The sequence below is a fragment of the Sulfitobacter sp. W027 genome (genome assembly GCF_025143985.1).
In the GTDB taxonomy this organism is placed as follows: domain Bacteria; phylum Pseudomonadota; class Alphaproteobacteria; order Rhodobacterales; family Rhodobacteraceae; genus Sulfitobacter.
The window spans coordinates 101,893-125,852 of record NZ_CP083565.1 but is presented as its reverse complement, the minus strand read 5'-3'; the positions used below and the strand labels follow the sequence as shown (position 1 = coordinate 125,852).

General features: G+C 58.2%; 20 protein-coding genes and 1 pseudogene. 7 read left to right on the top strand and 14 right to left on the bottom strand.

Going from position 1 to position 23,960, the window contains the following annotated elements; all coding sequences use genetic code 11:
• Positions 1-69: 69 nt before the first annotated feature.
• Complete coding sequence (folE2, locus tag K3759_RS17205) at positions 70-1,161, bottom strand: GTP cyclohydrolase FolE2 (protein ID WP_259985739.1); 1,092 nt, start codon at positions 1,159-1,161, stop codon at positions 70-72.
• A 243-nt stretch (positions 1,162-1,404) separates the two neighbouring features.
• On the opposite strand from folE2, the gene K3759_RS17200 reads away from it, so the two are divergent.
• From K3759_RS17200 to K3759_RS17190, 3 genes are all read left to right on the top strand, one after another.
• Positions 1,405-2,094, top strand: coding sequence for a sulfotransferase family protein (locus K3759_RS17200; RefSeq protein ID WP_259985738.1), 690 nt, complete (start codon positions 1,405-1,407; stop codon positions 2,092-2,094).
• A gap of 272 nt (positions 2,095-2,366) precedes the next feature.
• Positions 2,367-2,840, top strand: a complete 474-nt coding sequence (locus K3759_RS17195; protein WP_259985737.1) for a molybdopterin-dependent oxidoreductase — start codon at positions 2,367-2,369, stop codon at positions 2,838-2,840.
• Positions 2,810-4,279, top strand: coding sequence for a sensor histidine kinase KdpD (locus K3759_RS17190; RefSeq protein ID WP_259985735.1), 1,470 nt, complete (start codon positions 2,810-2,812; stop codon positions 4,277-4,279). The genes K3759_RS17195 and K3759_RS17190 overlap by 31 nt, the downstream gene beginning before the upstream one ends.
• A 710-nt stretch (positions 4,280-4,989) precedes the next feature.
• Here the strand turns inward: K3759_RS17190 and K3759_RS17185 are convergent.
• The 5 genes from K3759_RS17185 to K3759_RS17165 form a co-directional block, all read right to left on the bottom strand.
• Positions 4,990-6,090 carry an HPP family protein gene (locus tag K3759_RS17185; protein ID WP_259985733.1) on the bottom strand — a complete coding sequence of 367 codons (1,101 nt, stop codon included), beginning with the start codon at positions 6,088-6,090 and terminating at the stop codon, positions 4,990-4,992.
• Between the two features lie 546 nt (positions 6,091-6,636).
• Entirely contained in the window at positions 6,637-8,229 is a 1,593-nt protein-coding gene (locus tag K3759_RS17180; RefSeq protein WP_259985731.1) for a tripartite tricarboxylate transporter permease, read from the bottom strand.
• A gap of 10 nt (positions 8,230-8,239) precedes the next feature.
• Complete coding sequence (locus tag K3759_RS17175) at positions 8,240-8,842, bottom strand: hypothetical protein (protein WP_259985730.1); 603 nt, start codon at positions 8,840-8,842, stop codon at positions 8,240-8,242.
• An 11-nt stretch (positions 8,843-8,853) separates the two neighbouring features.
• Positions 8,854-9,792 (bottom strand): tripartite tricarboxylate transporter substrate binding protein, encoded by a 939-nt coding sequence (locus K3759_RS17170; RefSeq protein ID WP_259985729.1) that lies wholly within the window; start codon positions 9,790-9,792, stop codon positions 8,854-8,856.
• 34 nt (positions 9,793-9,826) lie between these two features.
• Complete coding sequence (locus K3759_RS17165) at positions 9,827-10,585, bottom strand: GntR family transcriptional regulator (RefSeq protein WP_259985728.1); 759 nt, start codon at positions 10,583-10,585, stop codon at positions 9,827-9,829.
• Positions 10,586-10,716: 131 nt separating this feature from the next.
• On the opposite strand from K3759_RS17165, the gene K3759_RS17160 reads away from it, so the two are divergent.
• Entirely contained in the window at positions 10,717-12,393 is a 1,677-nt protein-coding gene (locus tag K3759_RS17160) for a gamma-glutamyltransferase family protein (protein WP_259985727.1), read from the top strand.
• Positions 12,390-12,842, top strand: coding sequence for a GAF domain-containing protein (locus K3759_RS17155; RefSeq protein ID WP_259985726.1), 453 nt, complete (start codon positions 12,390-12,392; stop codon positions 12,840-12,842). The genes K3759_RS17160 and K3759_RS17155 overlap by 4 nt, the downstream gene beginning before the upstream one ends.
• A 119-nt stretch (positions 12,843-12,961) precedes the next feature.
• On the opposite strand, the gene K3759_RS17150 is transcribed toward K3759_RS17155, so the two are convergent.
• Genes K3759_RS17150 through K3759_RS17140 form a run of 3 tightly spaced genes read right to left on the bottom strand, consistent with a single transcriptional unit; the run spans position 12,962 to position 16,712 of the window.
• Complete coding sequence (locus tag K3759_RS17150) at positions 12,962-14,794, bottom strand: TRAP transporter fused permease subunit (protein ID WP_259985725.1); 1,833 nt, start codon at positions 14,792-14,794, stop codon at positions 12,962-12,964.
• Positions 14,791-15,753: a TAXI family TRAP transporter solute-binding subunit gene (locus K3759_RS17145; protein ID WP_259985724.1), complete on the bottom strand. Its 963-nt coding sequence runs from the start codon at positions 15,751-15,753 to the stop codon at positions 14,791-14,793. The genes K3759_RS17150 and K3759_RS17145 overlap by 4 nt, the downstream gene beginning before the upstream one ends.
• Positions 15,750-16,712: an alpha/beta hydrolase gene (locus tag K3759_RS17140; protein WP_259985723.1), complete on the bottom strand. Its 963-nt coding sequence runs from the start codon at positions 16,710-16,712 to the stop codon at positions 15,750-15,752. The genes K3759_RS17145 and K3759_RS17140 overlap by 4 nt, the downstream gene beginning before the upstream one ends.
• A gap of 92 nt (positions 16,713-16,804) precedes the next feature.
• On the opposite strand from K3759_RS17140, the gene K3759_RS17135 reads away from it, so the two are divergent.
• Positions 16,805-17,725, top strand: a complete 921-nt coding sequence (locus K3759_RS17135) for a LysR family transcriptional regulator (RefSeq protein WP_259985721.1) — start codon at positions 16,805-16,807, stop codon at positions 17,723-17,725.
• Between the two features lie 94 nt (positions 17,726-17,819).
• Positions 17,820-18,985: pseudogene (locus tag K3759_RS17130) on the top strand (M20 aminoacylase family protein).
• Positions 18,986-19,230: 245 nt separating this feature from the next.
• Here the strand turns inward: K3759_RS17130 and K3759_RS17125 are convergent.
• The 5 genes from K3759_RS17125 to K3759_RS17105 form a co-directional block, all read right to left on the bottom strand.
• Positions 19,231-19,371 (bottom strand): hypothetical protein, encoded by a 141-nt coding sequence (locus K3759_RS17125; RefSeq protein WP_259985719.1) that lies wholly within the window; start codon positions 19,369-19,371, stop codon positions 19,231-19,233.
• 520 nt (positions 19,372-19,891) lie between these two features.
• Positions 19,892-20,659: an alpha/beta fold hydrolase gene (locus tag K3759_RS17120; RefSeq protein ID WP_259985717.1), complete on the bottom strand. Its 768-nt coding sequence runs from the start codon at positions 20,657-20,659 to the stop codon at positions 19,892-19,894.
• Positions 20,656-22,080, bottom strand: a complete 1,425-nt coding sequence (locus tag K3759_RS17115; RefSeq protein WP_259985715.1) for an amidohydrolase family protein — start codon at positions 22,078-22,080, stop codon at positions 20,656-20,658. The genes K3759_RS17120 and K3759_RS17115 overlap by 4 nt, the downstream gene beginning before the upstream one ends.
• A 17-nt stretch (positions 22,081-22,097) precedes the next feature.
• Complete coding sequence (locus K3759_RS17110; RefSeq protein WP_259985713.1) at positions 22,098-23,420, bottom strand: TRAP transporter large permease; 1,323 nt, start codon at positions 23,418-23,420, stop codon at positions 22,098-22,100.
• Positions 23,421-23,423: 3 nt separating this feature from the next.
• On the bottom strand, positions 23,424-23,933 hold the full coding sequence (locus K3759_RS17105; RefSeq protein WP_259985711.1) for a TRAP transporter small permease subunit: 510 nt from the start codon (positions 23,931-23,933) through the stop codon (positions 23,424-23,426).
• Positions 23,934-23,960 lie beyond the last annotated feature (27 nt).

Sequence of the window (23,960 nt, the reverse complement as noted above, 5' to 3'; positions counted from 1 at the left end):
CTTGGGTAAAGCACAAAAAGCGCGCGCAGCACCAGCCCCCCCCAAAAAAGGCTGAGCGACCGAGGCCACTCAGCCGACATGGAAGAGCGTGTTGAAAAGCTTCGGGTCGAAGCTTTGCGCGGCAAAAGTATCGCCTTGGGTCAACACGCTAATGGCATCATGGCTGTGCAGGCTTTCTTGATGGCTTGCCACAATGCGGAAATCCCCTACCCGCGCATCCGCGAGGAGCTGTTCACAAAAGAGCCGCGCCGCATCCTCGACGAAGATCGGGTTGGCGGCGTTCAGCTCGGCAAAGGCCTGTTCGTCTTCGCGTTTGACCATCACTTGGGTCTCTGTCGGCACCGCGCGGCGGCAAAAGTCAATTAGGTCTTCAAACCAGAGGCAGCCCTCTGCGTCGAGGACCTCCACCGAAATACGCGCGACCGAGCGCTGTGAATGCGGCGTGGCCAATTGCCCGCGGGTTGCGCGGGCATGTTCGCTCAGCTCCAGCGAACAAGGACAGGTGCTGGAATAAACATAGTCGAGGTGGAGGATCTTTTTGCGCTTCCCCTCCTGTTCTACAAGTTCCAGCGCGATGTCGTAATATTGGTAGCCGGTCAGTCCCGAGCGCAGACTTTCGATCTTCATTGGGAAGGAAAACCGCATCTGGATCCGCGCGTCGAGACTTTCCAGATCGGCCTTATAGTCATTCAGGGCGGCTTCGATCACCTCGAAGCTGAAGGTGGCTTCAGCATGGCGGTAGAAGCTGCGCATGATACGGGACATGTTAATGCCCTTCTTCTCGGCATCAAGCGAGACTGATCCAGTGACGGAGGTTTCAAGCTGCAAATCACCGCCACCGCGACTGTGGTAGCGGATCGGCAGGCGGAAGTTGGAAATGCCCACATGCTGGATCAACTGCTGCGCGCCGCGGATCAGGCTGGAGGGACCGTTTTGCAGATCAGGCAGCGTGGCTTTGTAATTGGCGCCCCCAGTGAAATCCGCCGGATAGATGCGGTTGAACGCGGGGTATCCGGCACCGTTCACCATACGCGCGACCGCGGGGTCGAGTGCGGCGACCTCGGCCGAAGTGGCCTCCTTGGCCCACGCGCGCAGGGTGGCGAGCGCAGCCTTGGCCGCATCCCGATCCGGTGTCTCTGACACCTCTGTCTCAATAGTCATAAGCGCCCCTTTGATCTGTCGGCCGCACGCTAAAGTGGTTTAGCCGGTAACACCATGGCACAGCGCAACAAGACGACACCTTGGACAAGCCCCTCGCATCGGGTGGCTCAGAACAAAGGCCCTCGAACGTGGCGATGTTTGTAGAGCACGCCTGGGGCAGCCACTACAGCCCCCGACCCGAATTGACTTGCCAAGCGTTTTCCACATAGATGCACAATCTATGGTAATATCGCGAGGCGACAGGTGCCCCTTTCAAAAATCAACGGTAAGCTTCTGCATTTTGTTCATATCCCTAAAACGGGTGGATCGTGCATCACAAGCTACCTCAGGGCCAAGGGGCCGCTGGCTCTTTACAGCCGCGAGCCGGTAGAATGGTCCAAAACCACGCCTCAACATATGGAAGCAGCAACGCAACGCCTGGTCTTGCCCGATGGTTTTTGCGATCATCGGTTCTGTATTCTGCGCGACCCATTTGAGCGTTTGCTGAGCGAGTATCGCTACCGTGCTACCCGAAAAAACCCTGCCGAGGCGCTGCCCGAGCACATCGGGCCCAGCGACGCACTGTCCGTGGAGCTTGATTGGACGACAGAGTTCTGCGGCACCTTTGATGAATGGGTTGAAAAGATTTTCGTAGATCAGAGTGCTGACCCCTATCTGTCGGACAATCACATCCGACCTCAGGTTGAATTTACCGGGCCCAACGTAAAGATGTTTCTCTTTGAGGAGGGCCTCGAGCAGGTGTTCCACTGGATTGACCATGTCACTCAAACCGACCGAGCCATCGTGCCTCTCGACCGCAACAGCAGCGTGAAGTTCTCCATCCAAATGCTTGAACAAACGCGTAAATCAATCGAAAACTTCTACCAAGAAGACCTGCAGTTGATCCAAGAAATCAAAGCAGGAAGGAGATCCGCGCTGCAAGTATCGCGCTAGAGCTCAAGGCCACCACCGGCCCCCTGCAAGGAGCCCTCGTAGTGGAGGGTCAGCGGGTAGAATATGCCCTTCCGCGCGGTCTAATACTGCGTCACAGGATAGAACTTTACTTGGTCAAAGCAAAGCAGTCAGGGTAAGGAACTCCTGGCGGTAAGAACCAGTCCCCATCCTGCAAAGTGGCATCTATTTTGAAAAGGCCTCAAAATTGCCACCAATATCTGGTTGTCTTTGAACCGATATACGAGAGCGACGGGGACCAGCAAGGATCGATTATGAAACTTAAGAATTTTCTGAACACCATTTTTGTGGCTGCCCTGCTTGCCCTCCCCACTATAGGGGCCGCGCAAACAATCTTGACTGTTGCAACCTCCGAGCAATCCGCGACGTATACGCTGGAAGATCTGCTCGCGCTGCCTCAGACCACCGTTGTGACCAAAAACGACTATGTAGATACCGCAGCAACGTTCCAAGGGCCGCGCTTGCGCGCGGTGCTGGAGCCCCTGAATGTCGCGCCCGATGCGACCCTAAAAATGGTGGCACTGAATGATTTCAGCTCAAATGTGCCAGCAGTAGATGCCTTCGATTACGATGTCATTCTGGCGGTGCTGCGTGACGGAGAGCCGATGCCAGTGCGGGACAAAGGACCTATTTGGGTCATTTACCCGATGGACGACCATGCGGAGCTTCAAGATAATTCCATTAACGGCAGACTGGTATGGCAGCTCAAAAACATATCCGTCGAGTGACCGATAAAAGCAGATCCATTCGCGCGGCGCTTCTCGTATTTTTTGTAGGCGCCGTGCTTTTTGGTGTCGGGGTCGTTTATAAGCTGAGCGAGAGGGTCGACAGTATCCAGACCGCAGAGCAAAGCGACCCACTTTGGATCGGTTCACAGCTTCAGTTCGAAATGCTCAGGCTTGAGAAAGAACTCAGCGAAGTCGCGCTCGGCCTTAGACCCGCAAGGGATGTGGCCTTGCGCTTTAACATCGCCTGGAGCCGGATCACGATCCTTCAGGAGGGAAAGCTTTCGCGGCTCCTCACGACCTTTGGTATAGATCAAACGGTGCTTTCTGCCCTGGAGGAGACCTTCCAAACCATTGAACCCCATATTGATGAATTCGTCTCGCAAGAGATGACCACTGACGCGAGGCGCCAAAAGGCTGCGTACATGCTCGCAGAACTCCAAGGCTACGACATGGCCTTACGCAATCTGTTGGTGGCTCTGGCACAGGCCAAAAACAGCTCTCTGTCAGAGTTCAGAACCGGCCTGCTCTCATTGTCACATACCATCGCCTATCTGGGCATGACACTTTTGACCCTCTTTGGTATCTTCATTTCCCTGCTTCTGATCGAACTTCGCGTTGCCAGAAAGAGGGAAAGTAAAATGCGCATTCTGGCTGAAGAAGCAACCTCAGCAGCGCGCCTAAAAATGAACTTCATGAGCGTGGTCAGCCACGAGTTGCGCACGCCCCTCACCTCGCTCCTAGGGGGGTTGTCCTTGCTGAAGGCCAGGGTCGGCGGCACGCTGGAAGACATGATTGCTCTAAAACTGCTAGATGTCGCCGGTCGCAACGGGGACCGGCTTCTGACACTGGTGAACGATATTCTGGATGCCCAGGCCTTAGGCGAAGGAAAAGTCTCAGTAAAACGCGAGACGACGGACCTCAATGAAGTGGTCAAAGCCGCGGTTGAGAATTGCCAAGGCTACGCAGAAAAACTTGGAGTAAGCTACGCTGTTCACACACCCCAGGAGCCCGTGATCACCCTCACCGACAGCGCACGGGTGACGCAAGTCTTGAACAACCTGATCTCCAACGCCGCTAAATTCACTTCCACCGGGGATGTCGTTGAAGTCCACTTGACGCGGATCAGCGACAAAGCGCGGATCGAGGTCACCGATCATGGGATTGGCATCCCCGCGGCCCTGCAGCCCGACATCTTCACCCCCTTTCATCAGATTAACCCCGGCACCACGGGTGCAAACAAAAGCAGCGGTCTCGGGCTAAGCATCACAAAGCAGCTGATAGAGCTGCTTGACGGAAAGGTGGGATTCTCCTCGGTCGAAGGGGAAGGATCGGTTTTTTGGATCGAACTAGACCTCATTTTGAAGGAACTTGTGTTACGCCCCGCGGCCCGGAACGGAACCGGCCATTTCAGGTCATCGCAGCCCCTCGGGCATCCCTGAGCGCACCACCCGGGCAGAAAAGCCAGCATGGGGATTGCAAGAAAAACCAACACCGAATAGGCCCTTCGTGATCCAAATAACTGCATGAATACAGATGACGCGGACGTTGAGCACTATCGGGTCGGAGAAGTAATCTGCGTCTACTGAAAAATGGGCGGATACCTAAAATGTGGTGCCGCTCAGGAGCACGCGGCAAAAGATGTGCAGGCTTTCCGCAATTATTTGACCGAGATTGAGGAGGAATGAAGTTTGCGCTTTTAGCAACAAAAGCTGCCGCTTCCAATCCGCTGCATCCATGGCACTCCTCGCGCTGGCAGCTGTTGCCAACCTCTTTCCGGCCGACTTCCCGCAAAGATGCCGTCTAAGAATGCGACCATTCACGAACCCTGATATTTCATGTTCCTATCGACGGGCTGCGCTCGGCTGGCCCGTCGACGAGCTTCATCAGATACCCAGCGGCAGCTTTCGATCTTAGTTTGAAGACTGTCTGGTCATCGCAGGTCTAGTACCTGGCTGGGTCCGATGGCGAAAATGCAGCAGCACTGCCTAGGTCGAGATCAAGCTAAACGAGCATAAAAACAGCTCGTATTTCCGAGCTATAGGATTGCTAAGCCTCGTAGCAGGTCGTAAATCGGCAAAGATCACGCGCAGTGATGGGCGCTTCCCTCAGGATCGGCTGGCCCCGCCTATCAATGTCGGCGCGATCCCCCCTACGCGACCATGCGCTCCTCTGCCCCATCGAGCAGCAACCGCATGATGTCTGAGCGGGTGATAATGCCAACAAGTTGGCCCTCCCGCTCGACTGGAACGACCTCGCTTCCCCGCGCCGCCAGCCGGTTGAGAAGCGCGCCAACCGGAAGGTCATGTGATACAATCCGTTCAGCGGGACGCATCACCTCCGAGACCCTGCGACGCGGAGGCCGCTGTGGCCAAGCCACTGGCCGGTCCTGTACTGCGACTGTTTGAAGAAGATCTACTTGAAGCACTAGACCATGCAGTTTCCTCGCGTCGTCCACGACTGGAAGGCTTTTGATTGCATAGCTGCGGAAGAGGCGCGCCGCCTCCGCAACCGACATATCAGGCTGCGCCGTGATGAGGTCGATGGTCATAATATCTGCGCAAGTCGTGCCCTTAAAACGATGCTGCGCCGCCTCTAATTCCGCCGCTGCCAGCAATCGGCCAAGGTCTGCCATACCGAGATTTGTCGACTGGTTAAACCGGTCGAGCAACTCGCCAAGTTGCGCGGTCGACAATCCTAGACGTAACGCTGGTTCTTCTGTGATATCCGTCTCAAGTTGCCGGAATGGATAAACCCGTCCCGAGGCCCTATTGTAAGCGATGGCGACAATGACCAAGAGGGCCGTGGTCAGCCCAACGGGTACAAAAGCGAAAAGTAGTCCGACCTCTAGAGGTTCGGATGGATTGAGAGCGGTAAGCAACGCCACAGCACCGCCTGGCGGGTGAAGAGCCCGAAGAAACATCATGGCGGTAATCGCGGCACCAACCGCGATGCCGACCGACCAAGGGCTGGGTACGGTAAAAACCACAATAAGTGCGACCAATGCCGCCGTCACATTGCCGACGACAGCTGACCACGGCTGAGCAAGGGGTGAGTTTGGAACACAGAAGACCAGGACGGCCGTCGCCCCAAGAGGGGCGATAAGATAAAGTGACGAAACGCCCATCCTGCTACTCAGGTTTACTAGGAAGACACACAGGCTGATGCCAAGCAGCGCGCCAAGGCCGGCACGCAGCTGTTCGCGCCCCTGGAATGGTGGCAGCGCCGGATAGAGGTAATGCCAATACCGCATAGAGGAAACCTTTCAAGCGCCTGAATAACAGGCGATCTATGAGCGGTATGCCTGAAAAGATAGCAAGGTATGAACAACCTGCTTGGCAAAAAGGACGCTATTACTGCGGCGGACTGAATACTGGGATTAAGATTTTACAAAACGCTCAAGTCCGAAACGGATTTAGCGGCTTGTTCCGCAAAGCGAAGAGCACTTTGGCGTGATTGAGCAAAGTGGTTAAAAACAATTGAATGAAAACGAGTTCGCGTCTTAGAAAAATTCAGTTAAAAAACGCTTGCTGATGTTGCCATCGTTGAGCTGAACAATGTTGTGGGCTCAGATGAAAACCAAGCCGAAGTGGACCTGTCGGGGTCTCGTGCTGCACCCGGTGCTCGATTAGGCCACCTTCCGTTCGAAAGCGATTGTCCACAGACCCTAGCGGTATGAATGTGCAGATCGCATTTCCCACGCATTCGATACGATTCACTTTATCCTCCGCTCGACTTAATCCCTCGCTTAACTGGCCGATCCAATTTGGCATTCCGTATTGGACGGCGCGGATCGGCGCTACACTTCTCCGCCTGCGTGGCATTGGCGAAACATGCGGACAAGCAGCCATACGGATAGCGCCAGCATCACAACGCTGATCGGAGACTTCAGCAAGAACAGGGGGTCACCGCCGGATGCGGTGAAACTGCCGCGGATCAGCCCTTCTAGCGCTGGCGCAAGCAGAAAGCCGATCACGAAGGGCAGGATCGAAACCCCCAAACGACGCAGGAAATACCCGATGACGGCGAATGCACAGGCGCTCAGAAGCCCGACGTATCCGCCATCCTGCACATAGGCCGCTGTTAGCGAAACCGTCAGGATCACCGGCAGCATGACGTCCTTGGGGATGTGAATAAGGCGACCCAGTTGCCCCATCAGGAAGCCGCCGACACTCCAATTGCAGATGTTCGCAATGACCATCATCGTAAACAGTCCAAAGGCCATGACTAAATCGCGGTTCATGATGGTGTCGAACCCTTCAATTTCCTTGATGGGTGTGAAGCGAAAGACCTGCGGACCAAAGGCAAAATCCCCGATCGTCTCAACCGCGAGAATGATAAAGACAGCCGCGAAATTGCCCGGAATGCCAAGGCTCATAACCGGGATCAGGTTCGCCCCGGACACAGCCGAATTTGCAGACTCTGTTGCGACCACCCCTTCAATCGCGCCCTTGCCAAAGGCCTCGGGCGTTTTGGAGCGCCGCTTGGCTGTGTCATGCGACAAAGTCGCTGCGGTGGTCGTGCCAATGCCCGGAAGCGCCCCGATCATCGTGCCAATGCTAGCGCCGCGCAGGATGGCCGGCATCATGCGCCAGCGTTCACCCCAGGTAAGCCTCGGCCCCATTTCAGGCGTCTTGACGGGGCTGGTCGCGCGGCCGCGGCCGCGGCGCATGTCTTCGACCGAAATCAACACTTCGGACAATACGAGCACGCCAAGCACACAGGAGGTCAGCGGAAGCCCCCCGCCCAGTTCCGGGATGCCAAGGGTCATCCGAGGGCCATCCCCCGACATCGTCGTGCCGACCAAAGAAACGAACATGCCCAACAGGCCGCCGATCAAACCCTTTAACGGGGCCTTGCCGACAACTGCTGCCATGAAGCAAAGCGACAGAATGATAAGGGCTGATTTTTCGGGCAGACCCAAGACCCGCTCGACCGCCACCGCGAGTACAGGCGCGGCAATAAACAGAACCAAATCGGAAAAATTGTCTCCAACGACAGAGGCGAAGTGCGCTGTTTGGATTGCCCGGCGGCCCTGCCCCTTTTGCGCCAATGGATAGCCGTCCACCGTGGTGAGAAAGGCATCCGGCGTCCCGGGCGTATTGAAAATGATTGCAGGAACAGCACCACCCACCGTCGCCCCTTTCATAATCCCCAGAAGGCAGCCAAGAACCGGGTAAAGCGCTTCGTTCCCGTAGCCAAATATTGACACCAAAACCGGCAGCGCAATGGCCATTGCAAACGGCCCCGACAGACCGGGTGTCGCCCCAACAAGGATGCCGACCACCACCCCGATCAGCACCATGGCAATCGGCATTAGCCAAAGGCTGCCATCAGCCGCGGTAAAGACGGAGCTAATTCCAAGCGCTAAATATTGCAGCAAAAGGTCCAAGGGATATCCTTCAGAGGTCGGCGTTCGGAGGCAATTGGATATTGTCGAGCAATCCCGCAAAAATCAGGATCAGAAACGCTGTTGAAAGTACCGCTACCAGCAGGTCGCGAGCCCGGAGCCTGCGGCGGGTGATATAGATATAGCTGGCGCTTAGCGCTGTGCCGCCCAGAAGGAACCCAGAGACATTGTAAGGAAATGTGCCTGAGGCGGCGCGGTAGCTGGTGAAATCGGACAGGCCCGTTGCATTGCTGACCCAAACCACCATTGGCCCTCCCAAGGCCATCAAAGCGAGCGACGCGCCGGTGGCTAGGCCCGCATAGAGGAGAAACAACAAGTTGTGCAGACTGACACGCCCAACAGCCTCGCCCTGCCCCTTGCCACTCAGCGCTCCTGCGATCAGCAAAAGAGCCAGTGGCACCATCAATGAGACCAGCAAAACGGGGAAGAAGGCATCACCGGGGATGGTATTGCCGGTCAGGCTTCTCTTGAGAAAGCCGCTGCTGATGTCCCGCGGGAACCAGACGAAGAGGCAGAGGGCAATGAGCACGAGCGTGCCGACCCCAAGCCAAATATTCCAGCGCCCCCCGGAGGGGGCGCCTTCGTTAGGTTGCACGGAACGGTGCTTCACTCGGCCAAGGCTTTCATCATCGTGACGTTTGCCTCATAGGTCGACAGGATTTGCTCACGCAATGCCTCGCCCTGTGTCACGATGGGCGCTGGCGGATATTGCTTTTCAATGAACTGTCGGGTCTCGCTCTGCGGATCAGCGAGGATCTCGGCAATCACACTGCCAATCTCTTCGCGGATTTCGTCAGGCATGCCTGCGGGGCCGGTGATGATGTACTGGTACCCAAGGTTCAGATCGATCCCTTGATCCATCAGCGTCGGCATCTCGGGCGCCAAGGCTACTGGCCCTGTCTCGGCTGACGAAAGGATCACCAGCTCGCCTGCTTCAACCAGCGGCTTTTGCACGCCGCCGCCCCAGGCGACATTGGCATCCATTGATACCAGCGCGTTCAGCGTGCCACGGCCACCCTTCATGCGCAGATGGTTAACCTCGATACCCAAGGCCCGGGCCACGATCTCGGCACCCGCCTCGACCTGTGTGCCCCAGTTGGCCCAGACGATCTGCTCATTCGCAGCAGCCGCCTTTAGGTCGTCGAGCGTTTTCCAACCACTTTCAGCGCGCGCCAGAACTGCCATCTGCGACCCGGCAGTCGTGGTGATATAGGTAAAATCTTCAGGTGACAGGTTGTCGCTGTTCATCGGGGCGAAATCATAGGTTGTGGTGATCGCAAAACCTAAGGTCTGGCCGTCGGGCTCTTCGGTTTTCAGTTGCGCCGACATGACTGTGCCGTCATCGCCAGCCTTGTTTTCGGGGATGACCTGCCAGCCGCGTTTAGCTTCTATTTCCTTGGCAAGGGTGCGCCCTTGGACGTCAGTCCCGCCGCCTGCGCCATAGCCGATCCAGAGCCGGATCGGCCCATCGGGGTTCCATTCCGCCAAGGCGGGTGCGGCGGCCAGCATCATGGCTGCGGTGGTCATCAAAAGAGTACGTTTCATGTTATCTCCACTGTTGGTTTAAGTGCGTCCCGGATTAGAATCCCGGTTTGGTCTCCACGATTTCCATCGGACGATGGCCGCGGGGTAGTTCAAAGCGCTGGATCAGTTGCAAGGTATCTTGGCTGTCATGCTCATAGGCATCCCAGATCATCCCCACATGAGGCGCTGCGAGGTCCAGATGCGCGCAGGCTTGGCGAGAGAGCAGATCGGCTCTTGAGCTGTGCCGCACGGAAGCCGTTCTGATCCGGAAATCTTCCCAAAGCATGCGGTGGTAGGAAATACCATGCAGCTCCTCCAGCGAGCGTTTCAGGAAGGATTCGGCATGGGCGCAGTGCAGAAACATTGTACCATAGGCAGGCTGTGATCCCGTGACCCAGACAAGCCGGTCAATACGGATCACCTGCTCCGCCTCAAAGCCGAACAAGAGCGACCCGAATTCGGCTGTCGGTACCCGCTCGATATCGACCACTCGGGTATAGGGCATTTTCCAATTTCCGGTTGCGGGATCGCGAAAGCGGTAGACATGCACCTCGGGCACCTGATGGCGGGTGTCGGCGATGAAGCTTCCAAGCTTTCGGCGGCGGATGATCAGCCCCTGTTCGACCAATAGCGACAGGGCTTTTTGCACCGTTGACAGACCGATCGGCAGCGCCGCTGCAATCTCGGTCTCACCGGGCAAATGCCCGCCCGTGGCATAGGTGCTTTGTTGAATGCAGGTGGTGAACGCCTCGGTCAGCCGAAGATATTTCGGCCGCCCTTTACCTTCGGGCTCCAAAGCATCCCAAGCTGCCATAAGTGGCGCTAGCGAAAGTTTATCAGACGCAGAATCCATGATTACTATGGTAGAACAACTGCCAATACACTTGTCAACTACGTAGTTAAATTATAGTCATAGGGGATATACCAAAACTGAGGGACATAGCGATGAACGACAATTGGGCAGTGGCAACAGGTCATCCCATCGCCACAGGCGCAGCCCGGCGCATATTAGAGTCGGGCGGCAACGCGGTAGATGCGGGCGTTGCAGCAGGCATCGCACTTGGCGTGGTACAGCCTGATCTCGTCTCCTTTGCGGGAGTGGCACCGATCATCCTCTACCGGGCCGAAGATGCGCGGGTCGTAAGCATCGACGGGGTAGGCGTCTGGCCCCGTGCCGCCGATGTGCAAACCATGCAGCGCAATCATGGCGACCATGTCCCTGAAGGGCTGTTGCGAACCATCATACCTGCCGCCCCGGCGAGTTGGATTAAAGCCCTGGCAGAGCACGGCACACGCAGCTTTGCTGATGTGTCGTCAGAGGCCCTGCACGCCGCGCGCGAAGGGTTTGAGGTCTACCCACTATTTGCAGATTTCGTCGCCTCCCGCGCTGAAAAATATGCGCGCTTCCCCTCGACGGCAGCAATTTTCTTGCCAAATGGTCGTCCCCCGCAGGTCGGAGAGGTTTTTCGGCAAAGCGATCTCGCCACAACCCTGCAAACCCTGATCGACGCCGAGGCCGATGCACGTGCAGCAGGCGGCAACCGGCTAGACGGCCTCGCCGCCGCGCGGGCCGCATTTTACACCGGGCCAATCGCCAAACGCATCACAGACTTTCACGCCGCCAATGGAGGCCTGTTGCAGGCCGATGACTTGGCCGACTATGACGTGCGCGAAGAGCCAACATATGCGGTGAACTTCCGAGGCGCCGAGATTCACTGCTGCGGTGCATGGTGCCAAGGCATCTCGATGGCCGAAACCTTGGCGATGCTCGAACTTGCAGGCCCCGAAGCGGTACAGCATGACGGGCAAATTGACCTGCATTTCCTGCTAGAGGTCCTGAAACGCGTCTTTGCCGACCGCGAAGCCCATATCACAGACCCTCGATTTATGAAAATCGCCCCGGAAACCCTTCTCTCGGCTGAGTTTTTGGCATCACGTCTTGCGAGCATCGGCGAAAAATCCGACCCTCTGCCAGCCCCGGCCATTCCCCACGCCTCACACTCTGGCAAGGCAGCCGTTTTCGAAACGGGCTGTGCGGACACCTCCCATGTCAGCGTGATCGACGGCGCTGGAAACATCTTCTCTACCACCCCAAGCGACCCCAGCTATGACACGGTAGTGATCCCGGGCACCGGGCTTTCGGTCTCTTCACGCGGATCGCAAAGCCGCGCCATTCCCGGACACCTGAATGCCTTGGCTCCGGGCAAACGGCCAAGGCTCACGCCGAACCCCATCTTGGGACTGAAGAACGGCAAGCCTTGGATGGCCATGGGCACGCCTGGCGGCGATGTACAGGTGCAGGCCATGGCGCAAGTGCTTGTCAATCTGTTGGACCTCGAAATGACGCCCAGCGATGCCGTGCGCGCACCTCGGGTCGCGTCCTATGCTTTCCCCGGCAGTTTCGCGCCCCATGATGTTCACCCCAACAAAGTGCTCTTTGAAGAAGACCTGCCACAACATCACGTTGATCGCCTTACGGCGCGCGGCCATGACCTTGCCCCTTGGCCCGCCCGGACTTGGATGGCCGGCGGCATTTGCGTTGCGCTGCGCGAGGACGCTGGCGTTACCGCCGTTGCTGATCCCCGGCGGGCCGGCACCGCAGAAACAGGAATGACACCATGATAGCTGGCATACGTATGCGTATTGCAGATCGAGACATTTCATTGAAAAAGGCACTCGGCCTTTGTGCCAACACCATCGACAACGAGCTTTTCACAGCCATGCGCTTTCATACCGAGACGATGGAGGTAGAGCGTCTCCATTCCACCTTGCCTGACATCTACCCCGTCAACGGACGCAAGCCAAAGCGCGATACAGCATGGGGGGAAAAGGTGCTGATCCAACAGCAGGTGAACAACGGTTTCGGCGCAGAGGATATCAAATGGGCCTTTTCGGACCATGAAACCATTCTGGGGTTGGGGCTGAATGCCGTGCTAAATATTCCCGTCGTCCGCAGCGGTAAGGTTCTGGGCACAATTAATTTCCTTAGACAGGATTCTGCGTTCAGCTTGCAGGAGGTTGTTATCGGAAAACAAGTTGCAGTCGCCCTTTCACGTCGAGCCGACCTCTGAAAACCAGTTGTCCGAGTGGCCATAGAATTGGCGCCCTTCCCCCGCTGAGCGGGACCGTTAACGGGCAGGACGCAGTGGACCTAGGTTTCCGGCAAAAAGATTGACCGTCTCGCCACCTGTCAGAATATCGCGGTTCCCAAGATCATGGCCCCGCCAGCGATACCCGCAGCGATCCGCGAAAGATGCCCGAGAGGCTTGCTGAAGTAGCCCGCAAAGGCCACCGTCACCAGAATCACCCCTGACGCGGTAAGAATGACGGCTATGAGTGCTTCTGACGGCGTCCCCGAGAGCAACAGGGCCGGGTTGTACGCGAAGGCAAAGGGCAGAACGAACGCCGGCCAGCCAAAGCGTACCGCCGCAACCGCCGTGCGCATCGGCCCTGCATCTGCAAGAGCGGCAGCGGCAAATGCAGCGATGGCCACCGGAGGCGTAATCATCGACATCATCCCGAAATAGAGAACGAAGAGATGCGCGGCGATGGGCTCAATGCCCAAGCGGGTCAGTGCCGGTGCGACGAGCGTGGCCAAGAGCACATAAACGGCGATCGTTGGCATGCCCATGCCCAGAACAATGGAGACCGCCGCCGCGAGGAACAATAAGGTAAGGATCTCATCCTTGGCAAAACCGACGAGATAGGAGGTCAAACCAAAGCTGAGACCAGTCTCGTTGAGCACCCCGATAACGATACCCGCCGCAGCGGTAATCACGACGATCTGCGCAAAACCCGCGCCGCCCTTTGCGATGGCCCCGATGAGCTTGTCCGGGCGCAGGGCCGATCGGGCCGCGGGCAATACCAGACCCACCACCAGGAGGATGGCAGATGCAACCAGCCCCGCGGTCGCGGGTTGATAGTTGAGCACGAAGAGCGCCCAGATCAGCGCCGCGAAGGGCAAGGCAAAGACCCAGCCCGCGCGCAGCACGGCGCCAATCCGGGGGCGGTCCTCGGCGGGCATGCCAGAAATCCCCTCCTTCGCGGCGGTCAGATCCGCCAGCACAAAAAGCGCAAGATAATAAAGCGCGGCCGGTATGAGCGCCGCGATGACGATTTCGGCGTAGGAGATATTCAGGAACTCGGCCATGAGAAAAGCGGCCGCACCCATGACCGGCGGCGTGAGCTGCCCGCCCGTGGAGGCCACGGCTTCGATCCCTGCGGCGTTCTCTGCTTTGAACCCGGATTTGCGCATCAGGGGTATCGTGATGACACCGGTTGTCGCCACATTCGATACGGCACTGCCGGAAATGGACCCAAAAAGAGCAGAGGCGACGATGGAAATCTTTGCGGCCCCACCGCGATACCGACCCATCAAGGCGGCAGCGAGATCCGTGAAAAAGGCTGCGCCGCCTAGATGATCGAGCAGCCGTCCGAATGCCACGAAGACTACTACCACCGTGGCCGCGATGGCCAGCGGGGTGCCCAGTATGCCCCCGGTGTCCAACGCAAGCTGCGCTGATAGACGCGCGGGTGAGATCGGAAGTGCTTGAAACTGACCGGGCAATGCCGCGCCCCAGAGACCATAGGCGCCGAAGACCAGAACAACGCCCGTAAGCGGCCAACCTGCCACGCGGTAAAGCGCCAGCAGCAATGTCAGAAGGACCGCCAGAGAAACCCAAAGCGCCGCGGCCGGATCGATGGCCGCCGCTAGTGAAAGTTCCGGATAACGCAGTGCCACCCAAGCCCCCCCGGCCAGCGCAATTCCGGCTAGTGTTATATCAAGGGGGCGGGCGATCGCCCGTGGCACGTGCCGCAGCGGCTTTGTCAGAAAAACATAGGCGATCGCCAGCCCCAGCATGGCGGCGAGGAACTGCTCGGTATAGATCGCCAGCCGCAGCATGCGGTGAAGCCCCGCTGCCCAGAGAACCGCGAGCCCCACCATACCGATGCCAAGCACCGAGGCCGCCATGTCGGCACCCCGCCCCGCTGCCTGCTGTTGTTTCGATAAGATATCACTCATTCAAGCAGACCAACCTCACGATAGAACCGCTCTGCGCCTGGGTGGTAGATTGCTCCCTCCACTGTGAGCGCCATGTCCTGCGGATTGAACCGACGGAAGGAGCCGTGGGTTTCGGCAAGCGCGTCCTTGTTCTCGTAAAGTGCTTTCACTACTTTATAGACCAGATCATCCTCGGCACCCGCATGGGTCAGCAAAGCATATTGATAGCCGATTAGGTCAACCGGCTCTGTGATCTCGGGCAGCCGATCACTCGGTTCAACCCGTCCAACATAGCTGCCGGGCAGCGACTTTGCGACCGACTTCGCCGCATCTTCACCGTCAATCACTGTGATGAAACGCACCGGAAGTTGCGCCATGGTTTGGCGCACAACCCCGGACCCAGGTGCCAGCATCACCCCCGCAACGGTCCCCTGTGCCAAAAGGTTAGCTCCTTCGACAAAGTTAGGAACAGGCACGCCGTCCAAATCTGCAGAACTCATGCCCGCTGCCTCAAGCACCGCATCTTGCATGACGCCGACCAGCTGTTGGCGGGCATAGCCGACCGGAAAGGGTTTGCCGCGGAGATCTTCGAGGGATTGTATCTCGCTATCGGCGGCCACCATGATGCCGACCTCGAAAGGCTGCAGCATGGCGGCGACCCGCACTTCGGGGTTCGCGTTGCCGTCAAAATTGCCGCGGCCTTCGGTGGCAAATACGGCTTCGAAAGTATTAGAAGTGGAGAAAGCAATCTCCCTGCGGTTCAGCGCGGGGATGAATACGGATGAGCCCCCCTGCCCGACGGCGCGCATATTTACATCGGTATTTTCGGACACCACCAGTGCGACCCCGGCACCAATGGAATAGCCCAAGGAACCCTGCGGCAGGGTACCGACGGCAACAGGGCCGGACTGCGCAAGGGCGCCACCCGTCAATGCCAGCGCGAGATAGGCGGCCAGCGCCCCTTTTTGGAACAGTTTCATCGTCTTCTCCTCCTCTGATCATTTTCATTGTTGATTTTGCTAACACCATCGTTTCCGGCCTGCGCAGCGGGGGCATCTGAGGCCTTGTGCGGCATACCTAGTAAAGCTTCCAACCTTTGCCCCACCGGCGACTCCAGTCGGCCCAGTTGGTCGGCCATTTCAAAATGGTTCGCGCCGGTAATAGCTTCACAGGAAGCCAGTCGGCCGCCTGAGGCAAGCACTGCGGCATAGGACACGGACTGCCGAATGAACTCGGGGGATTCTTCGGTCCCGAAGAGCAGATGAATTGGAAGGCGCATCTGCGCCACTCTCTGAATCGGGCTAAGACGCTGGCATTCCGCGTCATCAAGGTCGATGTATTGGCGTCGCGCGCTCAACAACACGGGCTCCAGATCATAAGAGCCACTTATGCAAAAGATCGCCCTAAGCGCGGAAACCGGCAAGGCGTCGCCAAAATCGTAAGAAGCAAGCAACGCCGCCATATGCGCTCCCGATGAGTGGCCGGAGATCACCAGGCCTTCTGCACGGCCCGAGGCAACGAAGGTCTCATAGGTCCATAGGGTCGCGCGCGCAATCTGGTCCAGCACCTGTGGCATGCGGTACTCGGGCAGCTTGCCGAATTCCGGCACCACGAAGGGCACGCCCCTTGCCCGCATTGCCGATGCGATAAAGCTGCAATCTTCCTTCGATTGCCGTTGCCACGCACCGCCGTGAATATGCAGATGCACCACGGGGCCCTCGACTTCGAAGACATCGACTTTCTCGCATGGCGCCGGGCCATAGGGAGCCTCACGGTAGCCCGCGCGCGGGCCCCGGCAGGCCGCGCCGCGCCGAGCCCAACTGGCGAGTATGCCGTTCATATTCGAGGCCCACTCGGCCTGCGCATAGGCTTGATCAAGCTCGGTCTGCGTGTAGTCGAGGTATACTTTCTCGGCATGATTTATCACTGAAGGAAGCAATGGCGGCTCCAATATCGAGTGTTTCTCCCACTAGACAGGGCCACAACCTGCAATCCTATTGCTTTTTCACGCCGCGGACATAACATTTTGTAATGCTACTGAATCACAGAGAATTGCGGGTATTCCTGTCCATCGCCCAGGCCGGCTCGATCATCGCGGCGGCAGAACGTATCGGAATGACGCAACCCGCACTCAGCCGCTCCCTGCGCCGCCTAGAAGAAACGCTGCAAGCGCCGCTGTTTCACCGGCATGCGGGGGGAATGACCCTCACGTCCTTCGGCGAGACCCTGAGGCGCCACGCGGAAATGATGGAGTTCGAAACTTCACGGGTGATCGAAGAAATTCGCATGCTCAATGGCGCTGCCGCGGGGTTCGTCAGGATCGGGCTTGTTCCTAGCGTGATCACCACGCTTCTGCGCCCCACCCTGGGCACCATCGCGCGGCTGGCGCCGGAGATTCAAGTGCAGGTCGTTGAGGGCGCGGGCGATGAAATGCTGGAGGCGGTCGCCAGCGGGCGGGTCGATTTTGCCATAATTGGCAGTATCAATCCCGATTTCACCTCGGACGTGATCGTCACCCCGGTTTGTGAGCAAGAAGTCTGCGTGCTCGCCCACCCCGACCATCCGGTTTTCAGACAAGACGCGCTGACGCTGTCCTACCTGACCAGCCAGCGTTGGATACTGCCCGAGAAAGGCAATGCCATCTGGGTCGGCTTCGATGCCCTGTTTCGCCGCAACGGACTGACGCCTCCTACCCCTGCGCTTGCGACAAATTCCGTGCATACACTGAAATCTATGGTCCATTCCGGAGAGTACCTCACAATGATGACGCGAGTGATCTTTGCGCTCGAGGAGGAGAACAGGCTGGTCCGCCCCCTGCCCCTGCCCGAAACTCGCTGGAAGCGCGAAATTGTCCTTGCGCGGCGCAGCCATCATCAGGCCCTGCCCGCTGAAAAGCTTGTTTTGGCGGAACTGATGAGAGTCGCCCGGACCCTCCCTTCCAAAGCCGAGTGACTTGGACAACATCGCCGAGAATGGCGTGGCGAGGCACCTTACCACCGGGGGCAACTCGGCGCAGTCTGGCGCAAAATTTGTATGGAGGATCACGGTGCCAGTCTTGAACCGCTTTGCCGAAATGCAGCCGGAAATCTCGGCCTGGCGGCGTGATATCCACGCGCATCCCGAATTGCGCTTTGAGGAACATCGGACAGCGGCGTTTGTCGCATCAAGGCTCAAGGAATTCGGCTGCGACGAGGTCGTGACCGGAGTCGGGGAAACCGGCGTGGTAGGGTGATCCACGGCCGGTCGAACATCTCGGGCAAAACCATCGGCTTCCGCGCCGACATGGACGCCCTTCCGATCCATGAAGCAACCCATCTGCCGCATGCTTCGACCGTTCCGGGCAAAATGCATGCTTGCGGGCATGACGGCCATACATCGATGCTTCTGGACGCGGCAAAATATCTGGCGGAGACACGGAATTTCGACGGCCGCGTGGTTTTGGCTTTTCAACCGGCCGAAGAGGGCGGCGGTGGCGCGCGAGCGATGATCGACGCAGGATTGATGGAACGTTGGGGCATCGAAGAAATCTATGGCATGCATAATATGCCAGGCATTCCCTTAGGCCAATTCGCGGTCCGAACCGGGCCTCAGATGGCATCGCCCGACAAGTTCGAGATCATCGTGCGCGGCACGGGCGGCCACGGCGCCATGCCGCACAAGGGGATCGATACGACCTTGGTCGCCTCGCAAATCGTCGTGGCGTTGCAATCCATCGCCTCCCGCAACATAGATCCTCTGGACAATGTCGTGGTCTCGGTCTGCGGTTTTCGCACCGAAACCGATACCTACAACGTGATCCCCGATTCCGTTCACATGCGCGGCACCGTCCGCACCTTCGAACCCGAGGTTCAGCGCAAGGTGCGCGCCCGCATCGATGCGCTGGCGACGGCAACTGTCACTGGTTACGGCGCGGTGGCGGAGGTCAAGTATCTCTCCGGCCCGCCTGCGCTGGTCAACCACGAACGCGAAGCAGATCTTGCCGCAGATGTCGCCATCGCCGTCGCCGGTGTGGCGCAGCGCGATCTGAAGCCAACGATGGGCGGAGAGGATTTTTCCGAAATGCTCTTGGAGCGTCCCGGCGCATACCTATTTATCGGCAACGGCGACAGCGCGGACCTTCACAATCCTTCGTATGATTTCAACGACGAGATCATTCCCGTGGGCTGCAGCTGGTTTGCGGCAATGGCGGAACGCCGCATGCCGGGGGCCTAGATATTAACAACGTGCCCATCAACGTTCGCCGTAGTCGTATCTCTGGGGGGTAAATAGAGAACGGATAGGAAGAGTTCACATGTTTAGGCCGCTAAAGTCGAATGTAAATTCGCCGGGGCCGCGTCCCCTTGATCGTCTTCTGCGACTTGTTTCTGGTCGGGCCGATCAGATGCAAAGCTTTGTGTTCAAAGGCCGTGTTGCACAGATCAACTTAAGCGAGGAACGTGCCCTACCCAAAACGGATTTCATGCGATGCGTACGAAATTGGGGCGGCCAAGTTCGGTCATCCGATTAAGCACGCGGACGCCAATATTGGCTTCTGTTTTCTGATTGTTGAAGGTGCGCCCCTTGAGCTTTGACCCGATAACGGTCTTCCAACGGCTCATTAGGGTTTCGCCTCGGCTCCGCTGATTATAGCCCGATGACTGCTGCCATGGGATACCCCCCTTGCTTTCAATCTCGGCGACATGACAGTCGCGTGACGTCGAATGCTGCGCCACGTTCGGACTGGATACTGCGTTCTTGGTAGGCGGAATTATGACCTCAATCATCGACCCAAACCGAGCCGCAAGCAAATCAGATGTTGGATTACCGTCATACGCACCTCCGCCAGAAACAGGTCAACTGGGCCGTTGACTTGATCCTGCAATGCCGGCAGGGCAGTCGGATCTCCAATGTCATCCGTTTTTAGATCAGAGCAGGCGATCTCTCCGCTAACAAGATCTTCCTACCGAGTTGACTTCAAACGAGATGCATAAAGGCGATCCTTGTTCAGATACAGTTAAGGCACAATGGCGTACACAATTATCCTAAATCAAATGCCAGATATGTTAGCTCTGATGCTTATAATGCATAAACTGCAAGAGCTGGCTCTATAGAACCATAATCGTGACAACCAACCCCTCGTCACTCTGCAATTTGACCGAGCCAGTCCAGAAGGCCACGTACAAACAGTTCGACGCGCGAATGCACGAAAAAATGCCCACCGTCTTGAACCACATGAAGCGTGCTTTGCGGCAACGCCTTGTGCAGCGCCATAGACAAATAGGGCGGCACGATACGATCATCCCGAGCGCAGACCACCAGCGCCGGTGCAGTGATCCGTGGCGCTAGAGGAGCACCCTGATGACCGATCAGCGCATCAATACGACGTGAAGTAACGCTCACGTCCAGCGAGACATCCTGCCCGGGCAGGCCGAAATCAGCAGGCGGCATTCGCAAGATTTTGCTGAGGATCGGGTCCAGGTCAGGGGCGCGCGTCAGCAGGTCCTGCCGCAGAGCAAAGAGCGCGCGCATGTAATCATCGGCCTGCATCCATGTTCCCGACAAGCCCACCGCGGTGATCCGCTCTGGCTGTGCCGCGGCCATCTGCTGTGCAATGGCTCCCCCGGTGGAATGGCCCACCACGGTAAAAGGGGCGGTGCCGAACACAGCGTCAGCCAACGCGAAAGCATCGGAGGCAAGGGTCTCGATGCTCCAGTCCGCACGATCATCGGGCGTATTGCCGCAGCCCCGCTGGTCATAGGTCAGAACGGTATAATGCTTGGCCAAAGACGTGCGGACGGGATCCCAAAACCGCGCCTGCCCGTTCAGACCTGACACCAACAACAGGTTCAGCCCCGCTCCGGTCACGCGGTAATGGATCTGCTCCAGCGTCCCGGTTTGATCTTTCATGCAGAGGATGTCGCGTTTGCACGCCGAGGAATCATCGATCCCGCTTCGGCAATCAGGACATCCAGACCGAGACTGCGCACATGCTCCGCACCCTCGGGCGGAACCATCATCGTACACCCCTGCCCCACAACCTGCCCATCCGAGAGTACCGGTTTGCCGCTGGCATAGCTCGCAACCGGGGTCAGCCGTCGCAAATCGATCACCGTCACATCGCCGTCAGCACCGGTCCCCAGATGCCCTTTGCGCGCAGACAGGCCCAGCACACGCGCCGGATTGACGGCGGTCTTGGTCACGAAGTCCTCCATCGAAAGCGCGTCCAGATGTACGAGGCCCAATCCGCGCGAACACAAATCGTTGCGCGGGATGCCGCCGCCATCGGTGGCCAACCCATCAATGGCAAAACTGCCGTCGGCTCGTCTGGCGGTGGCCAGATGCATACGCGGCTCAGGCGGGTTTGCCAGAAAGCTGATACCGATATCGCTGTCGGCTTGATGCCATGCGGCCAGCCCTTCGGGACCACTGTCCAAGACATGAATGCCGTTCTTTGGCAGATGGACCATTGCCCAGCCTGCCGCGATCGCCTCGGCCAGCCCTTCCCGGGTCGGGCGGAATCCACCACGCTCCAGATTGCGCTGCGTGGCAACGCTTTCGGGGACTCCGTTCGCGCATTTGCCCGAATTGCCGTTGATCGGGGCCAGATAGGACTCAGCCCAGATATTGGGGTTGGAACCGATCAGGGCAATTGCTTCCTCGGCCTCGATCAATGCCGATTTATCCAGACCGCGCGTATAGCTGTTTATGTGCGCGAGATGCAGCGGATTTCCATCGGCAGCCTCACAGGATTCGCGCATTCCATCCACGTTCTGTGGCGTGTTGATGGTGCCCGAATGACAGGCGACATAGGCGCCCTCATCCGCGCAGACTTGCATCACACGGCCCGTTGCCTCGGGCGTGAGTGGGAAATGCCCGCCGAGGATCTTGAGCCCGATCGCGCCCGATTTTCGAGCCCGTGCCAAGGTATCGCGCAGCTCGTCCATCTCGGGATTGACCGATGTGACCGTATGGCCGGGGCGGACGTAATCAATGCAGCCGATGGTCAGCCCGCAGCCGCCTTCTGCGGCGAAACGGGTGACCCCGTCGATCGGCCCGGCGAGATCGAGCGCAAAGGTGACCCCAGCGAGGGCCAGCATGCGATGGCCGGGCTTGCCACCCAACCATGGCGACAGGTGCACATGGGTGTCGATGATCCCCGGCATCACCACGAGGCCGCTGCAATCGCGCTCCTCATGGGCCTGCCCCGAGATATCACCCACTTCGGCCACCTTGCCGCCACTCAGGGCAACATCGGCAACACGGTTCAACCCATTGGCCGGATCAACGACCAGCCCGCCGCGCAATATGACATCGTATTCGGTTTGCATGTTAATTTCTCCTTGGCTCAGTCGAACATCATATTGGGCAAGAAGGTGACGATGCTCGGCACAGAGATCAGCAGTAGCAACACCACCAAATCGCAGGCTATGAACGGAAAGACCCCGCGATAGACATGGTCCACCCGCACATCCTTGCCCGCAGACCCCGCAAGACTGAAGGCATTCAGCCCCACAGGCGGCGTCACCCCCGCGATCTCGTTCATCTTCATCGCGATGACGCAGAACCAGATCGGATCATAGCCAAGATTGACTACGATGGGGAACAGGATCGGCAGAGTCAGCGCGAAGACTGCTGTCTGCACGATCAGCATCCCGAGCACGAACCACGTCGCAAGGATAAGGGCCAGAATGACATGGCGGTGAACGTCCCAGCTTTCAAGGAACAGGGTAAGGTTATAGGGGATGCGCGACAGGCCCAGAAAGCGGCTGAAAAACAGCGCGCCCACGATGATGAAGAACAGCATCGCGGTGATCTCGGCAGATTCGCGCAGCGCCCCGCGAAAGATCTGGAATTTGCGCAACGGTCCGTTCAGCAGGCCGAAAATCAGCGTGCCCAAAGCCCCAATGGCGCCCGCTTCGGTTGCCGTGAACAGGCCTGCATACATCCCGCCGATCACGATCGTGCCCAAAACGGCGATCTGCCAAAGCCCGCCGAGCGCACGCAGCCGCTCGGTGGGGGTGACATCCTTTTCCTCCGGCGCCATCGGGGCCAGCTTGGGGTTGGCGCGCGCGCGCAGATACATCGAGATGGCATAGACGGTGGCGGTGATCACACCGGGCACGATGCCTGCCATGAACAGCCGTCCCACGGACGTCTCGGTGAAGATCGCGAAGAGGATGAACATGCCCGAAGGCGGGATCATACTGGCGAAAGTGCCCGAACAGGCGATCGAGCCGAGCGCGAAGGGCTTGTCATAGCCGTAGCGGCGCATTTCAGGATAGGCAATGCGCCCGAACACGCTGGCGGTGGCCAAAGAGGAACCGCAGATCGTGGCGAAGGCGGCGCTGCCGAAGGACGTGGCGATTGCCAACGATCCGGGCACACCGGCGGCCGCCCTGTGGATCGACTTGTAGGCCTGTTCGGCGAAGCCACTGGCCGCCGCGAAGGCGCCCATCAACACGAAAAGCGGCAGAACCGTATAGGTCGGCGTGGCGATCGCGGAATACATTGTCTCACCAATGAGCGAGAGAGCGGCTTTCTGGTTGAGCAGGATCGCAACGCCACTCAGGCCCACCAGCAGGAAGGTGACAGCAAGGTGCATCCCAAGCAAAAGCAAGGTCAGCAGAGCGACGACGCCGCTGATCCCGACGAAAGTAAAAAAATCCATTGTTCAGAGGTCTCCGGCTGCGAGCGTATCGGCGCCCTGCGTTACGACGCGGAAAGCCCGCCAGACATTTATGACGATCTGCACCACATAGAGCAGCAGCCCGATTACCATGACGAATTTGACCGGCCAAACCAGCAGCGGCGTCGGACCCGCGATGGCCTGGCGCGCCTCAAGGGAGCCCCATGCGTTCATCACGACCGCGTAGAGCACCACGAGCATAGTCCCGGCGACCAAGAGATACATCGCAAGATCGAGCACCGCAGCAACACGGCGTGGCAGGTTATCAAGAATGAGTTCGACCCGCACATGGGCCCGCATCTTTTCGGCGTAAGGAATGCCGAGATAGACAATCGCGATCATCACAAACATCGCGCTTTCAGAAACGCCATAGATCGGAGTACTTGTGGCCCTGCTGACCAGATCCACGACGATAAGACCCATCACGACGAGCAAGAACCAGCCGCATAACTCGGCTAGGATGTTGGTACAGACGTCAATCAGTTTTGCGAGCATCACGCACTCCACGTTAAAAGTTCTCGC

What these genes read in the sequence shown, in the direction of transcription:
- K3759_RS17155 (WP_259985726.1), top strand. Translation starts at nt 12,390, where the DNA reads ATGATAGCTGGCATACGTATGCGTATTGCAGATCGAGACATTTCATTG.
- K3759_RS17195 (WP_259985737.1), top strand. Translation starts at nt 2,367, where the DNA reads ATGAAACTTAAGAATTTTCTGAACACCATTTTTGTGGCTGCCCTGCTT.
- K3759_RS17165 (WP_259985728.1), bottom strand. Translation starts at nt 10,585, where the DNA reads ATGGCAGCTTGGGATGCTTTGGAGCCCGAAGGTAAAGGGCGGCCGAAA.
- K3759_RS17135 (WP_259985721.1), top strand. Translation starts at nt 16,805, where the DNA reads ATGCTACTGAATCACAGAGAATTGCGGGTATTCCTGTCCATCGCCCAG.
- K3759_RS17145 (WP_259985724.1), bottom strand. Translation starts at nt 15,753, where the DNA reads ATGAAACTGTTCCAAAAAGGGGCGCTGGCCGCCTATCTCGCGCTGGCA.
- K3759_RS17185 (WP_259985733.1), bottom strand. Translation starts at nt 6,090, where the DNA reads ATGCGGTATTGGCATTACCTCTATCCGGCGCTGCCACCATTCCAGGGG.
- K3759_RS17120 (WP_259985717.1), bottom strand. Translation starts at nt 20,659, where the DNA reads ATGAAAGATCAAACCGGGACGCTGGAGCAGATCCATTACCGCGTGACC.
- K3759_RS17125 (WP_259985719.1), bottom strand. Translation starts at nt 19,371, where the DNA reads ATGAGCCGTTGGAAGACCGTTATCGGGTCAAAGCTCAAGGGGCGCACC.
- K3759_RS17150 (WP_259985725.1), bottom strand. Translation starts at nt 14,794, where the DNA reads ATGAGTGATATCTTATCGAAACAACAGCAGGCAGCGGGGCGGGGTGCC.
- K3759_RS17115 (WP_259985715.1), bottom strand. Translation starts at nt 22,080, where the DNA reads ATGCAAACCGAATACGATGTCATATTGCGCGGCGGGCTGGTCGTTGAT.
- K3759_RS17105 (WP_259985711.1), bottom strand. Translation starts at nt 23,933, where the DNA reads ATGCTCGCAAAACTGATTGACGTCTGTACCAACATCCTAGCCGAGTTA.
- folE2 (WP_259985739.1), bottom strand. Translation starts at nt 1,161, where the DNA reads ATGACTATTGAGACAGAGGTGTCAGAGACACCGGATCGGGATGCGGCC.
- K3759_RS17160 (WP_259985727.1), top strand. Translation starts at nt 10,717, where the DNA reads ATGAACGACAATTGGGCAGTGGCAACAGGTCATCCCATCGCCACAGGC.
- K3759_RS17110 (WP_259985713.1), bottom strand. Translation starts at nt 23,420, where the DNA reads ATGGATTTTTTTACTTTCGTCGGGATCAGCGGCGTCGTCGCTCTGCTG.
- K3759_RS17190 (WP_259985735.1), top strand. Translation starts at nt 2,810, where the DNA reads ATGGCAGCTCAAAAACATATCCGTCGAGTGACCGATAAAAGCAGATCC.
- K3759_RS17170 (WP_259985729.1), bottom strand. Translation starts at nt 9,792, where the DNA reads ATGAAACGTACTCTTTTGATGACCACCGCAGCCATGATGCTGGCCGCC.